At 70.3% G+C, this 13,119-nt stretch carries 14 protein-coding genes, 1 tRNA gene and 1 riboswitch; of the genes, 9 read left to right on the top strand and 6 right to left on the bottom strand.

All coding sequences use genetic code 11. The features are described 5' to 3' along the window. Nucleotides 1–85: 85 nt before the first annotated feature. A riboswitch (TPP riboswitch) is annotated at nucleotides 86–180 on the top strand. Next, nucleotides 172–1,578 (top strand): purine-cytosine permease family protein, encoded by a 1,407-nt coding sequence (locus OHS16_RS03265; protein WP_328535619.1) that lies wholly within the window; start codon nucleotides 172–174, stop codon nucleotides 1,576–1,578. Its footprint overlaps the riboswitch before it by 9 nt. Nucleotides 1,579–1,911: 333 nt before the next feature. Here OHS16_RS03265 and OHS16_RS03270 read toward each other — a convergent pair. Further along, nucleotides 1,912–1,985: transfer RNA gene (locus OHS16_RS03270), tRNA-Pro, on the bottom strand. A gap of 138 nt (nucleotides 1,986–2,123) precedes the next feature. Between OHS16_RS03270 and OHS16_RS03275 the strand changes: the two genes are divergently transcribed. Continuing rightward, nucleotides 2,124–2,597, top strand: a complete 474-nt coding sequence (locus OHS16_RS03275; protein ID WP_328535620.1) for a DUF309 domain-containing protein — start codon at nucleotides 2,124–2,126, stop codon at nucleotides 2,595–2,597. Between the two features lie 27 nt (nucleotides 2,598–2,624). Here the strand turns inward: OHS16_RS03275 and OHS16_RS03280 are convergent, their stop codons facing one another. The 3 genes from OHS16_RS03280 to OHS16_RS03290 are packed head-to-tail and all read right to left on the bottom strand — an operon-like array spanning nucleotide 2,625 to nucleotide 5,409. Then, nucleotides 2,625–3,254, bottom strand: a complete 630-nt coding sequence (locus OHS16_RS03280; RefSeq protein WP_328535621.1) for a LutC/YkgG family protein — start codon at nucleotides 3,252–3,254, stop codon at nucleotides 2,625–2,627. Then, a complete protein-coding gene (locus OHS16_RS03285; RefSeq protein WP_328535622.1) occupies nucleotides 3,251–4,669 on the bottom strand; it encodes a LutB/LldF family L-lactate oxidation iron-sulfur protein in 1,419 nt (472 codons plus the stop codon). The genes OHS16_RS03280 and OHS16_RS03285 overlap by 4 nt, the downstream gene beginning before the upstream one ends. Beyond that, a complete protein-coding gene (locus tag OHS16_RS03290; protein ID WP_328535623.1) occupies nucleotides 4,666–5,409 on the bottom strand; it encodes a (Fe-S)-binding protein in 744 nt (247 codons plus the stop codon). The genes OHS16_RS03285 and OHS16_RS03290 overlap by 4 nt, the downstream gene beginning before the upstream one ends. Before the next feature lie 144 nt (nucleotides 5,410–5,553). Between OHS16_RS03290 and OHS16_RS03295 the strand changes: the two genes are divergently transcribed. From OHS16_RS03295 to OHS16_RS03305, 3 genes are all read left to right on the top strand, one after another. Then, nucleotides 5,554–7,575 carry an NADPH-dependent 2,4-dienoyl-CoA reductase gene (locus OHS16_RS03295; protein ID WP_328535624.1) on the top strand — a complete coding sequence of 674 codons (2,022 nt, stop codon included), beginning with the start codon at nucleotides 5,554–5,556 and terminating at the stop codon, nucleotides 7,573–7,575. A 62-nt stretch (nucleotides 7,576–7,637) separates the two neighbouring features. Next, nucleotides 7,638–8,168: a PadR family transcriptional regulator gene (locus OHS16_RS03300; RefSeq protein ID WP_328535625.1), complete on the top strand. Its 531-nt coding sequence runs from the start codon at nucleotides 7,638–7,640 to the stop codon at nucleotides 8,166–8,168. 121 nt (nucleotides 8,169–8,289) lie between these two features. Further along, nucleotides 8,290–9,192, top strand: a complete 903-nt coding sequence (locus OHS16_RS03305) for a DUF2510 domain-containing protein (RefSeq protein ID WP_443042739.1) — start codon at nucleotides 8,290–8,292, stop codon at nucleotides 9,190–9,192. 18 nt (nucleotides 9,193–9,210) lie between these two features. On the opposite strand, the gene OHS16_RS03310 is transcribed toward OHS16_RS03305, so the two are convergent. Continuing rightward, complete coding sequence (locus OHS16_RS03310) at nucleotides 9,211–9,525, bottom strand: hypothetical protein (RefSeq protein ID WP_328535627.1); 315 nt, start codon at nucleotides 9,523–9,525, stop codon at nucleotides 9,211–9,213. 178 nt (nucleotides 9,526–9,703) lie between these two features. On the opposite strand from OHS16_RS03310, the gene OHS16_RS03315 reads away from it, so the two are divergent. The 4 genes from OHS16_RS03315 to OHS16_RS03330 all read left to right on the top strand — a co-directional run bounded on the left by OHS16_RS03315 (nucleotide 9,704) and on the right by OHS16_RS03330 (nucleotide 12,409). Then, the gene (locus OHS16_RS03315) at nucleotides 9,704–10,222 is read left to right on the top strand and encodes a GNAT family N-acetyltransferase (RefSeq protein ID WP_328535628.1); all 519 of its coding nucleotides are present in this window, start codon (nucleotides 9,704–9,706) and stop codon (nucleotides 10,220–10,222) included. A 75-nt stretch (nucleotides 10,223–10,297) separates the two neighbouring features. Beyond that, nucleotides 10,298–10,918 (top strand): GNAT family N-acetyltransferase, encoded by a 621-nt coding sequence (locus OHS16_RS03320; protein WP_328535629.1) that lies wholly within the window; start codon nucleotides 10,298–10,300, stop codon nucleotides 10,916–10,918. Beyond that, nucleotides 10,918–11,568 (top strand): MOSC domain-containing protein, encoded by a 651-nt coding sequence (locus OHS16_RS03325; RefSeq protein ID WP_328535630.1) that lies wholly within the window; start codon nucleotides 10,918–10,920, stop codon nucleotides 11,566–11,568. The genes OHS16_RS03320 and OHS16_RS03325 overlap by 1 nt, the downstream gene beginning before the upstream one ends. A gap of 157 nt (nucleotides 11,569–11,725) precedes the next feature. Further along, nucleotides 11,726–12,409: a GNAT family N-acetyltransferase gene (locus tag OHS16_RS03330; RefSeq protein WP_328535631.1), complete on the top strand. Its 684-nt coding sequence runs from the start codon at nucleotides 11,726–11,728 to the stop codon at nucleotides 12,407–12,409. On the opposite strand, the gene OHS16_RS03335 is transcribed toward OHS16_RS03330, so the two are convergent. After that, nucleotides 12,340–13,098: a sulfite exporter TauE/SafE family protein gene (locus OHS16_RS03335; protein WP_328535632.1), complete on the bottom strand. Its 759-nt coding sequence runs from the start codon at nucleotides 13,096–13,098 to the stop codon at nucleotides 12,340–12,342. The two genes, OHS16_RS03330 and OHS16_RS03335, sit on opposite strands and share 70 nt — an antisense overlap. Between the last annotated feature and the right edge of the window lie 21 nt (nucleotides 13,099–13,119).

A 13,119-nucleotide genomic window follows, 5' to 3' on the forward strand; every position in this document is an offset into this window, starting at 1 on the left:
CCTCGAATGTCCGTCGCGATGCGGCCGCGCACGATCGCCGTCCACGGTTGCATGAGGAACTCCTCATCGGGTTAGTCTGTCCGTCGTACCGGACACGGGGTGCCCCATCCGAGGGCTGAGATCACACCCGTCGAACCTGAACCAGTTCGCACTGGCGGAGGGATGTCTTCCATGCCTTTGACGCATGTTCCCGGCGGGCTGCCCGCCGACTCCCGGCAGCCCGTCTTCGACGGGCGTATGCCGGCGGCCCCCGGTGACCTCCGTGTCGAGGCGCACGGAATCGAGCCGGTCCCCGAGAGCAACCGCTACGGCGGTCCCGGTCGCCTGTTCACCGTGTGGTTCGCACCGAACCTGACCATGACCGGCGTGTTCACCGGCACCGTGGGGATAGCCCTCGGTCTGGATTTCGCCACCGCGCTGGCCGCTGTCGTACTGGGCACCATGGTCGGAGCGGTGCCCACCGCCTATCTGGGCACCTGGGGGAGCCGGACAGGTGCCGGGCAGTTGCCGCTGGCCCGGCTCGCCTTCGGCCGGGCGGTGACGGTGCCCGGCATCCTGCAGTGGCTGTCCTCGGTCGCGTGGGACGCGCTGATCGGGCTGTTCGGCGGGGACGCGCTCGCGCGTCTGTGCGGTTGGCCGTTCTGGCTGGGTGTGCTGGCCATGATGGTGGTCCAGGGCGCCCTGGGCGTTCTGGGCTACGAGGCCATCCACCGGCTCCAGATCATCATGACCTTCGTGCTCGCCGCCGCGTTCGCGCTGATCGCCCACCGGCTGCTCGACGGCGTCCACCCGGCCGTCAACGGCACCGCGCACGGAGCCGACCGAGCCGGCGCGTTCGTGCTGACCAGCACCATCGCGCTGAGCCTGGCCCTGTCCTGGGCCCCGTACGCAAGCGACTTCAGCCGGTATCTGCCGCGCACCACCTCGCGGCCGCGGATGTTCTGGTGCACGCTGCTCGGCCTCGTGGTGTCCTTCGTGGCCGTCCAGGCCCTCGGTCTGCTGGGCGCGTCCGTACTGACCGACCAGACCGCCGAAGGTGTGGACAAGGTGCTGGGCGGTGGGGCACTGGGTGCGTTCGGGCTGTTCGCCGTGGCGCTGGCGGCCCTCTGCAGTAACGCCATGAACGACTACAGCGGTTCTCTCGCTCTGCAGACCGTCGGAGTACGTCTCCCGCGCCCGGCGGCCGCCGCCCTCGCCGCCGCGCTCGGCTTCCCCCTGGTGCTCTGGATGCATGCCGCCGACACCACCGCCCGATTCCAGAACGTGCTGCTGTTCGTCGGCTACTGGATCCCCGGGTTCCTGGCGATCGTCGTCGTCGACTGGCGTGCCCGCGCCCGGAGACGGCTCGGTGCGCCGATCGACCTCGCCGCCGAGACCGCCCGTCCGCAGTCCGGATGGCCCCCGTTGGCGGCATTCGTCGTCGCCTTCGCCGCGGCCGTGCCGTTCATGAACACCAGCCTGTACGTGGGCCCGGTGGCGTCCGCTCTGCACGGCGCCGACCTCTCGTACTACGTGGCCTTCCTCGTCGCGCTCGGCGTCTACGCGCCGCTTCGGCTACGGCTCAGCACGCCCCGGTGACTGGCGCAGGCCGACGGGCGGCCGGTGCGACGCGCACCGGGCGCCGTTGCGGTGACCGCGTTCCCCGTGTCGCGCGGCGGCGTTCCCTGCCCCGGCGTGCGGCATCGGGTGTTTGCGCCGGCTCCGCACCTCATGCCGAAACGATCGGCAGGTGCACCCCGACCCCCCGGTCGCTCGGTGCGGGCTCGGAGAAGCCGGCAGTACCGCTCGGCCGGCCTTGATCAACGGCCCTGGTAGGAAACCGTGGGACGACAGCCCCCGAAAACGGTCGAGGGCCCTGCCTCACCGAAGTGAGACAGGGCCCTGACCTGGGCTCGAAGCCCTTCTGTACCGTCGGGACGACAGGATTTGAACCTGCGACCCCTTGACCCCCAGTCAAGTGCGCTACCAAGCTGCGCCACGTCCCGGCACCCGTCTGACCTGGGGTTTCCCCGGGCCCGACCTGCATGAGAACCATACCGCACTCCGTGCGCACGGCCGACTCCGCCATGAGGCGCCCGGCCGGGCGCCTCATGGCGGGCGCCCGGCCGGGCGACAATCGGCTGATGGACGACGAACGAGATCGCGACGCGGCAGGAAGGGCCCTCAACGCGCGGCCCAGGGACGGGCTGGGGCGTCCCCTGCCCTACGGGGCGCGGGGTGTGGACCGTCAGCCCGAAGGTGTGGTGCGCACCCCGGATCAGACCCTCCGGGACGCGCAGGCCCTGCTGGACGCCGGAATGCCGTTCCACGCGCACGAAGTGTTCGAGGACGCCTGGAAGTCGGGGCCCGATGCGGAGCGGGCCCTGTGGCGCGCCCTCGCACAGCTCGCGGTGGGACTGACGCACGCGGCCCGCGGCAATACGGCGGGCGGGGCGCGTCTGCTGCTCAGGGGCGCGGACGGGCTTGCCGGATACGCGGACGCAGGCCCGTACCGGATCGACATTCCCGGCCTGACGTCGTGGGCCCGCCGGCTCGCCGACGGGCTCACCGGGCCGGTCGACGCGAGCACGTCGGCCCCGCGACTGACCGCCGGCTGACGCAGGGCGGCCCGGCCCGGCCGCCCCTCACCCTTCGAGCAGGACGACTTCAAGGGTTCGGGGGCCGTGGACGCCCTCCACCCGGTCGAGTTCGATGTCGCTGGTGGCCGAGGGGCCGGAGATCCAGGTGAGCGGGCGTGCCGGGTCGAGGCGCGGCAGAGCCTGCGGCACCGAGGCCACCACCTGGTCGGGGGCCCGTACGACGCAGATGTGGTGGTCCGGGACGAGGGTGATCCGGCGGCGCCCCTGATCCGCGCCGCCGTCCAGGACGATGGTGCCGGTCTCGGCGATGGCGACCGCGCATCCGGTGACCACACTGTCCACCGCGTCGAGTTCCTGTGCGGTCGATGTCTCCCGGTCATCGATGCGGGTGGCCGCGGCCCTGGCCAGCCACGGCGCCGGAAGCCCCATAGGGGCCAGCACCTGCGTGGCGCCCCGCTGAGCGAGCAGCCGCGCGATGAGGGCGGGCAGACCGGCCGGGCGGGTCCGGTGGACCAGGGCGCGGTAGTCCGCCAGGTTCTCGTGGAGGAGGTCCAGGACGGCCGCCGGATCGTCGGCGGTGTGGCTGGTGAGGTAGTCACGGGAGACCTCGGCCGCCTCCGGCGCATCGGCGACGGCGGCGCGGACGCGGGCGAGAATCAGGTCGCGGGAGCTCATGTGCGGTTCTTCTTCCACCAGTCTCGGAACGGTTCGGGCGGCAGTTCCGGGAGATCACGGCTGTCGGTCCACGCCGAAGCTCCCGGCAGCCGCTTCGGGTGCAGGCCTCGGGTCTTCGACGCCACTTTCTCTCCGGCGGCCAGGACAGCGGGATGGTTGAGCACCCAGCCCGCCGCCTTCATCGCGGCTTTCTCCAGGCGATGACCCCTGCCTCCCCGGCCGGCGGCCCTTTCCCTGAGGTGGACGAGCACTTCGGGGATGTCGATGGCCACCGGGCACACGTCGTAGCAGGCGCCGCAGAGCGAGGAGGCATACGGGAGCGAGGCGTCGATCTCACTTTCCATGCCCCGGAGTTGGGGGCTGAGGATGGCGCCGATGGGTCCCGGATAGACCGAGCCGTACGCATGGCCGCCCGCACGCTCGTACACCGGGCAGACATTGAGACAGGCCGAGCAGCGGATACAGCGCAGCGCCTGCCGGCCCACCTCGTCGGCCAGCGTGGCCGTGCGGCCGTTGTCGAGCAGCACCAGATGGAAGTTCTTCGGGCCGTCGGCTTCGGTGGTTCCGGTCCAGGTGCTGGTGTAGGGGTTCATCCGCTCGGCCGTCGACGAACGCGGCAGTGTCTGGAGGAAGACCTCCAGGTCCTGCCAGGTCGGCACGGTCTTCTCGATGCCCACCACCGAGATCAGCGTCTCGGGCAGGGTCAGACACATCCGGCCGTTGCCCTCCGATTCCACCACGACCAGGGTGCCGGTCTCGGCGACCATGAAATTGGCTCCCGAGATGCCCACCTTCGCCCGCAGGAACTTCTCCCTGAGATGCAGCCTGGCCGCCTCGGCCAGCTCGGCCGGCGCATCCGTCAGGCCTTCCGGGGCCGGCCGTCCCCATTCGCTCATCGTCCGGGCGAAGATCTCCCGGATCTCGCCGCGGTTCCGGTGGATCGCCGGAACCAGGATGTGGCTGGGCCGGTCCTCACCCAGCTGCACGATCAGCTCGGCGAGATCCGTTTCGTAGGCGGTGATGCCTTCGGCCTCCAGCGCCTCGTTGAGGCCGATCTCCTGGGTCGCCATCGACTTGACCTTGACGACCTCGCGTTCACCGGTCGCCTTCACGAGCTCCGCGACGATCCGGTTCGCCTCGTCGGCATCAGCCGCCCAGTGGACGGTGCCGCCGGCCGCGGTGACCGATTTCTCCAACTGCACCAGATAGTCGTCCAGATGACGGAGCGTCCGGTCCTTGATCTGTTTGCCGGCTTCCCGCAGCCCGGGCCAGTCCACCAGCTCCGACACCGCTTTCGCCCGCTTGTCGCGGATGGTGTGGGTGGCGTGCCGCAGATTCCCGCGCAGTGTCTCGTCGCGTACGGCCTTCCCGGCCGCCTCGGGGAAGGACGGCATACCGAGATAGGTACCGCTCATGCGTGGGGCTCCTCTTCGGTGCTGGCCAGGATCTCGGCGAGGTGCAGGGCGCGCAGCGGGGCGTCCTGGCGGTGCAGGATGCCACCGATGTGCATCAGGCAGGAGTTGTCGGCCCCGCACAGCACCTCGGCGCCCGTCGACACCGCGTTGCGTACCTTGTCCTCGCCCATGGCCGCCGACACGGCCGCGTTCTTCAGGGCGAAGGTGCCGCCGAAACCGCAGCACTCCTCCGCGCCGGGAAGCTCTCTCAGTTCCAGACCCTTCACCGCCTCGAGCAGCTTGCGCGGCCGCTCCCCCAGCCCCAGCATCCGCAGCCCGTGGCAGGACGGGTGGTAGGTCACCGTGTGCGGGTAGCAGGCACCGACATCGGTCACCCCCAGCACGTCCACCAGGAACTCGGTCAGTTCGTACATCCGTGGCACCAGTGAACCAGCGACCCGGCTGAGTTCCGGGTCCGATCCCTTGCGGGCGATCCTCGGATAGTTGTCGCGCACCATCGCCGCGCACGAGCCGGACGGGGTGACCACATGGTCGTACCCCTCGAAGACTCTGCCCATCCGCCGCACCAGCGGTTCGGTCTCCCTGCGGTAGCCCGTGTTGTACTGCGGCTGCCCGCAGCAGGTCTGTCCGGCCGGGAAGCCGACCTCCACACCCAGCCGCTCCAGCAGTCTGACGACGGCGATGCCGGTGGACGGGTGGACAGCGTCGTTGACGCAGGTGACGAAGAGTGCGACGCGCATGATCGGGAGGATAGGCCCACCCGACGGCAGCCGTAAGGGGCCGACGGCGCCGGCGGCGTGACGCAGCCCATTCTGCAACTTGTTGCATAAAGAGTTCCGGGTGGTCTAGAAAGGTCTCACCACCACTGCGCACGGAGGCGCCGGATGAGCCCGTACCCCCACCTGCTGAGCCCTCTCGACCTGGGCTTCACGACGCTGCCCAACCGCGTCCTGATGGGATCGATGCACATCGGTCTCGAAGAGGCCCAGGACGGCTTCGAGCGGATGGCGGAGTTCTACGCGACCCGCGCCCGCGCCGGTGTCGGACTCATCGTGACCGGCGGGATATCCCCCAATGAGCAGGGCAGGCCCTACGACGGCGGCGCCAAGCTGACCACCGAGGCCGAGGTCGCCGAGCACGCGACCGTGACCGCCGCCGTTCACCGGGCGGGCGGGCGTATCGCCATGCAGATCCTGCACTTCGGCCGGTACGCCTACCACCCCGGCCTGGTGGCACCGAGCGCGATCCAGGCGCCCATCAGCCCCTTCGCCCCGCACGCCCTGAGCGACGACGAGGTCGAGCAGACCATCGAGGACTTCGTGAGGGCCGCGGAACTCGCCCGGCGCGCGGGCTACGACGGTGTCGAGATCATGGGGTCGGAGGGCTATCTGATCAATGAGTTCATCGCGGCACAGACGAATCACCGCGAGGACCGCTGGGGCGGCTCGTACGAGAACCGCACCCGCTTCCCCCTGGAGATCGTGCGGCGGGTACGCGAACGGGTCGGTCCCGATTTCATCCTGATCTACCGGCTCTCCATGCTGGATCTGATCCCCGGCGGGTCCTCGCTGGAGGAAGTGATCTCCCTCGCGCAGCAGATCGAGGCAGCCGGGGCGACCATCATCAACACCGGGATCGGCTGGCACGAGGCGCGGATCCCGACCATCGTCACCTCGGTCCCCCGCGGCGCGTACACCTGGGTGACCAAGAAGGTCATGGGCTCCGTGGCCATCCCGGTGGTGACCAGCAACCGCATCAACACCCCCGAACTGGCGGAGGAGCTGCTCGCCGGAGGATTCGGCGACATGGTCTCCATGGCCCGACCCTTCCTGGCCGACCCCGAGTTCGTCGAGAAGGCACGCCAGGGGCGAGCCGACACCATCAACACCTGCATCGGCTGTAACCAGGCGTGCCTCGACCACACCTTCAGCGGTCTGATCACCTCCTGCCTCGTCAATCCGCGAGCCTGCCGGGAGACCGAGCTGGTGCTCTCACCGACCCGGCACCGCAAGCGCATCGGAGTGGTCGGAGCCGGACCCGCGGGGCTCGCGTTCGCCGTGTCGGCGGCCGAGCGCGGTCACCAGGTCACCCTCTTCGACGCCGCCGACGAGATCGGCGGGCAGCTCAACGTGGCACGGCAGATACCCGGTAAGGAGGAGTTCGACGAGACGCTCCGCTACTACCGCGTTCAGCTGGAACTGCACGGCGTGGACGTCCGGTTGGGGAAGCTGGTCACTGCCGACGCGCTGACCGGGGAGGGTTTCGACGAGATCGTCCTCGCCACCGGTGTCACTCCGCGCACGCCCGAGATCCCGGGTCTGGACCACCCGAGCGTCCTGACCTACCTCGATGTGCTGCGCGACGGCGCGGAGGTCGGTTCCCGGGTCGCGGTCATCGGTGCGGGCGGCATCGGGTTCGATGTTGCGGAATTCCTCACCGACAGCGGCGAATCGGCAAGCCGGGATCCGGAGGTCTTCTTCCGTCAGTGGGGTGTCGACACCGAGCACCGGACCCCCGGGGGGCTGCGCGAGCCGGTGCGCACCGCATCGCCGAGGACCGTCCACCTCCTCCAGCGCAAGGCCACCAAGGTGGGCGCGGGGCTGGGCAAGACCACGGGCTGGATCCACCGTACGGAACTCAAGCACCGCGGCGTCACGATGGTCGCAGGAGCGACGTACGACCGGATCGACGACGCGGGGCTGCACGTGACGGTCGACGGCGTGAGCGACGTCATCGGAGTCGACACGATCGTGCTGTGCACCGGGCAGGAACCACGGCGCGAGCTGTCCGACGCGCTGCACGCGGCGGGACTCTCGGTGCATGTGATCGGAGGCGCCGATGTCGCATCCGAACTGGACGCCAAGCGGGCCATCCGGCAGGGCACCGAGCTGGCCGCGGCGCTCTGAGCGGACACCCTCCGGGACGCCGCGCGGCGGCCCGGAGGTCCGCGGATCTCTAGGATGCCCGCATGTCACTCCCGCACGCGATCCTCACCGCCCTCCTCGAGAAGCCGTCGTCGGGACTGGAGCTGACCCGCAGATTCGACAAGTCGATCGGCTACTTCTGGCCGGCCACCCATCAGCAGATCTATCGCGAGCTGGCGAAGCTGGAGAAGTCCGGCTTCATCAGACCCCTCCCCCGGCAGCCGTCCCGGGGGCAGAAGCGGGAGTACGAGGTGCTGCCCGCCGGCCGCGACGAGCTGACCGGCTGGGTGGCCAGGACGGAGGACCCGAGGGCGGTACGCGATCCCCTGCTGCTGCGGCTGCGGGCGGCGGCAGTGGTGGGATCGCAGGGCCTCGGCGCGGAACTCGAGCGCCATCTCGGACTGCACCAGCGGCAGCTCGCCGAGTATCTGGCGATCGAGGAGCGCGATTTCTCGGACCCCGGCCCCTCGGCGGAGACGCGTCTGCAGCACTTGGTGCTGCGCGGCGGCATCGATCTCGAGAGGTACTGGATCTCCTGGCTGACCGAGGCGCTGCCGGAGTTCCGGGACCGCTGAAGGCGTTGCAGGATCCGCCGGGTGCACGGCAGGGACCGCGGAATGCGCCCTGCCCGGACCACCGGAACCCGGACTCATGTGATTTTCACGCAGCCCAACTACGGTGACCCCCGTGACCCAGATGAGCCCTCCCGGCTGGCATTCGGACCCCGGGTATACAGGAACAGGCCCCGCCCAGGAACGCTGGTGGGACGGCAGCCAGTGGACCGACCACCTCAGAGTTCCGCCGGCGCCGGTCCGCCGGCGCCGGGTGCGCATCGGCGCCGCCGTCACAGCGGCCGTCGTGGTGCTCGCGGCCGTCGGAGGCGGGCTCTACCTGCTGTCTCACGATTCAGGACACGGCTCGGACAGCGCCGCCACTACTCCGTCCGCCCGGCCTTCCGGAGCCCCCTCGCGTCCCGGGGCGCCGGACGGGAGCGGGGGCGGCGGGGGCCGGAGCCCGGATCCGCAGGGCGAGCAGGCCCCGCCGGCCGATGACGGCTACGCGACGGACGCGGCCAGCGGAATCAGCATCCCGGTGCCCAAGGGATGGACCGGCCAGTCCGGGACCGTCGGGGCCGGAGTGACGACCGGCACGTACAAGTGCGCCACCGGCACCGACGACAAGGGCAAGCCCGCCACGTGTGTGCGCGGTGGCGTGTTCTCGGCCCCGTCCGTCGCCCTGAAGCTCTCCGCCACCACGGCGAAGGCCGCAGCACAGCAGGACATCGCGGGCAACGCCAAGGAGTCGTACGGCGAGACCTCCGGAGGGATCACCTCGCACAGCCGGCTCAAGGCCGAGGCGGTGACGGTCGCGGGCCGGCAGGGCTACCTGGTGCGCTGGAAGGTGGTGACGAAGAAGGGCGACGACGGGTACGTCCAGTCGCTGGCCTTCCCCTCGCCCACCGCCAAGGATCTGCTGATCGTTGTCCGCTCCGGTTTCGACATCAACGCCAAGGCGCCCGCCCTGTCCGTCATGGACGACATCACCCGGGGCATCAAGCCCGCTCCGGCATCGGGCACCGGATCGGGCGAGAACACCTGAGAACCGGGACGGCCGTGGTCAGGGCAGTACCAGCCAGTCGGCGGCCACTGCCGCGACCAGGCCGGCCCCCAGCAGCCAGCTCGCCAGCCGGGTGCGGCCACTGCGGCTGAGTTCGATGACCACCCCGCAGAGGATCAGGGCCAGTCCGTAGTCGGCGACCACCAGAAGCGACGACCGGCGGTCGAGCCGCACCGCGAGCACCACGGCGACGGCGACCATCATCACGGACGCCACCGCTATCCGTATCCGCCGGGCCTGACGGGGCGTCAGGCCCGGTGCCTCGGGTTCGGTCGCTTCCGTGTCCACCGCTTCGCTCTGGTCAGGAGTGCTCATGAGCGGGAATCGTAACGGAGGCACGACTGCGCCACCGGCAGCAGGTCAGCGGGGGACGGCGTTCGCCCTGTGGCGGAGGTGGGCGCCGGCGGGACGATCGGCGGCCGGTGGATACTGATCCCACCGAGCTTCCGGAGGCACCGGCCTCCGCTCCCTCACCCGAAGGCGGCCCGACGTCATGACTGCGCGTATATCCCGGGAGAACGGCCTGCTGGTCATGGACGCGGGCCGGCTGACGCTGCGCGAGCAGTCGCCCGCCGCGGCCGCGGTACTCGCCGATGCCGGTACGGCCGGCTTCGACTGGCTCGACGGAGCCCCCGGCAGCGGCACCCAGATCGCCGGGAAGATGGTTATGACGGCTGCCGAAGCGGGCGTCTTCGCGCCGGGCTGGGGGCTGTTCGTGATCCAGCGCACGGAGGACGGCGCCGCGATCGGCGGGATCGGGTTCCACGGTCCGCCGGCCGACGGCGCCGCCGAGATCGGCTACGACCTGACGGAGTCCGCGCGCGGCGCGGGCTGGGCAACCGACGCGGTGGCTGCCATTTCACAATGGGCGCTGAGCCTGCCGTCCGTGCACACCGTGCTGGCCTGCACCGACCCGGGCAACCAGGCCTCGCAACGGGTGCTCACCCGGGCGGGATTCACCCGGGTCGCCGACCGGGACTCCCTGTGGGCGTACGAGCTCACCAGCCTCTGACGCCTCGGACCGGCCGGGCCACCTGAGAGGTAATTCCGGTTGTGGGAGCGCTTTCACGGCGCGCATAGTTGCCCGGTGCCCACCGAACCGTTCATTCGCCCCTACCACGCGCAGGACCGCCTGGCGCTGTACGACGTCTGCATACGCACCGGCGAGGAGGGCGGCGACGCCCGCGCCCTCTACCCGGACCACGATCTGCTGCCCAGCATCTTCGCCGGTCCGTATGCGGAGCTTGAACCCGGCCTCGCCTTCGTCGTCGACGACGGCGGCCGGGCGGTCGGCTATGTCCTCGGCACCGCGGACACCGCCCGGTTCGTCGAGCGCTTCCGCAAGGAGTGGCTCCCCTCGGTCGCCGAGCGGTATCCCGATCCGAGCGGCCCGCCGCTGACGCCGAGCGACTGGATGGCGTATCTGCTGCACCGTCCCGAGCGGATGCTGCTGCCCGAACTCACCGCGTACCCGGCCCACCTCCATATCGACCTGCTGCCCAGCCATCAGCGCGGCGGGTTCGGGCGCGCCCTGATGCGGCGGTTCACCGACACCCTCGCGGAGAAGGGGGTGCCGGCCGTCCATCTCGGCATGGTGACGGCCAACACGTCCGCCAGGGCGTTCTACGATCGGGTCGGCTTCCACGAGATCCCGGTGGCCGACCCCGGACCACTGACCTATCTGGGCCGATCGACGGGAAGCCGCTGATGAAGGTGCTCACGGTCAACATCGGCCGGCCCCGCCCCAATCCGTGGAAGGGAATCAGCGCGACCGGCATCGACAAGCAGCCGGTCGACGGCCCCGTCGCCGTCAGCGCGCCGGGGCCCAAAGGCACCGGCGCGGTCGGGCTGGCGGGAGACCGCTGCTACGACGTCAGGAACCACGGTGGCACCGATCAGGCCGTGTACGCCTACGCCAGGGAGGATCTGGACACCTGGGAGCGGGAGTTGGGCAGGACGCTGAGCAACGGTGTCTTCGGCGAGAACCTCACCACCCTCGGTGTCGACGTCAACGAGGCACTGATCGGTGAGCGTTGGCGCATCGGGCCTGACGTGGTCCTCGAGGTGTCGTGCCCACGCATCCCGTGCTCGACGTTCCAGGGCTTTCTGGAGCGGGCCGGCTGGACCGCACGCTTCATCGGGGCAGCGGTGCCCGGCGCCTATCTGCGGGTGATCGAGCCGGGTGACGTCCGGGCCGGTGACCCCCTCGAGATCGTGCACCGCCCCGGTCACGACGTCACGGTCGCCGTCGCCTTCCGCGCTTTCACCCTCGAGCCGGATCTGCTCCCCCGCCTGCGGTTCGCGGAGGCCCTGCCGCAGGAGGACCTGGACCGGGCCGCGCGGCGCGCCACCGGTTGATCCCGTGAACCGTCACGGCGCCTTACGGTGTGCCGTCGGCGGTGGCTGGAGAGCGTACATCCAGCCGTCCTGTCGCCTACGCTGCGGGGATGAGAGCCGAACTGTCCCCACCGATGTCCCGGTCAGCACGGTTGCGACCGGTCGGGCGGGCGGTCCGATGAGCATCGCCGTACGCCCGTTCCAGCCGTTCGACCTGCCCGGGATGTACCGGGTCTGCCTGTGCACCGGGGACTCCGGCCGGGACGCCACCGGGCTCTATCACGACCCCGACCTGCTGGCGCATGTCTACGCCGGCCCCTATCCGGCCGCCGATCCCGGTCTGGCCTTCGTCGCCGCCGATGATCAGGGGGTGCTCGGCTATGTCGTCGCGACCGCCGACTCGTACCGGCACGAGCGATGGCTGGAGGAACGGTGGTGGCCGCCGCTGCGCCTGCGCTATCCGCAGTCCATGGCTTCCGATCCCGGCGACGGCACCCGGGACTGGCAGCGGGTGGAGCAGATTCACCGCACCCGTCCTGCCGGGCACGATCCGCTGTACGAGAACTACCCCGCCCATCTGCACATCGACATCCTGCCGCGCGGCCAGGGGGCCGGGCTCGGCAGGCGTCTGATGTCGGCTCTGCTCGAGGAGCTGCGGCAACGGGAGGTCCGCGGGCTGCATCTCGGCGTCGGAAGCGGCAACCCGCGGGCCCGCGCGTTCTACTTGGCGACCGGCTTCACCGAGGCCGATCGACGGGACTGGGGCTCGGTCATGGTGATGGATCTGCGGGATCAGCGCAGCAGCAGCTCGAGCCCGCCGAGCACCGTGGCCCCGATCACCAGACGCTCGAAAAGCAGCTGATCGATCCGGTCCACGCACAGGCGCCCGATGATCGCGCCGGGGATCACGAAGGCCACCAGGGCGGCGTCCAGCAACAGCGACTTGGCGTCGATCAGGCCGAGACCCACGCTGAAGGGCACCTTGGCCGTATTGACGATCAGGAAGAACCAGGCCGATGTGCCGAGGAAGCCGAGTTTGCGGAAGCCTGCGGAGAGCAGATAGAGCGACATCACCGGGCCGCCGGCGTTGGCGACCATGGTGGTGAAGCCACCGAGCACGCCGTAGGAGCGGGCCTTGACCCGCCCGCGGCGGGTGGGCGCCCCCGCCGCTTCGTCGACGGAGCCCGAGACACGTCTGCGCCACAGGGTGACGCACGCCATCAGCAGCAGGATCGCGCCGATCGAGGTGCGCACCACCGCGTCGTCGGCCCAGAACAGGAACCCGGTGCCGATCACCACCCCCACGGCGACCGCGGGAAACAGCCGCCAGAGAGTGGGCCAGTGGGCATGCCGCCGGTAGGTGAGGACGGCCAGCACATCACCGGCGATCAGTACGGGCAGCAGCACCCCGGTCGATTCGCGGGCAGGGAGCACCGCAGCGAAGACCGCGAGACTGATGGTGTTGGCCCCGCTGACCGCGGTCTTCGAGAAACCGACCAGCGTGGCTGCCGCCGCCAGGGCGGCCATCTCCCAGATGGTTATCGTGTTCATGCCGATGGCACATGCTACGCG

The sequence above is a fragment of the Streptomyces sp. NBC_00344 genome (assembly GCF_036088315.1).
GTDB lineage: Bacteria > Actinomycetota > Actinomycetes > Streptomycetales > Streptomycetaceae > Streptomyces.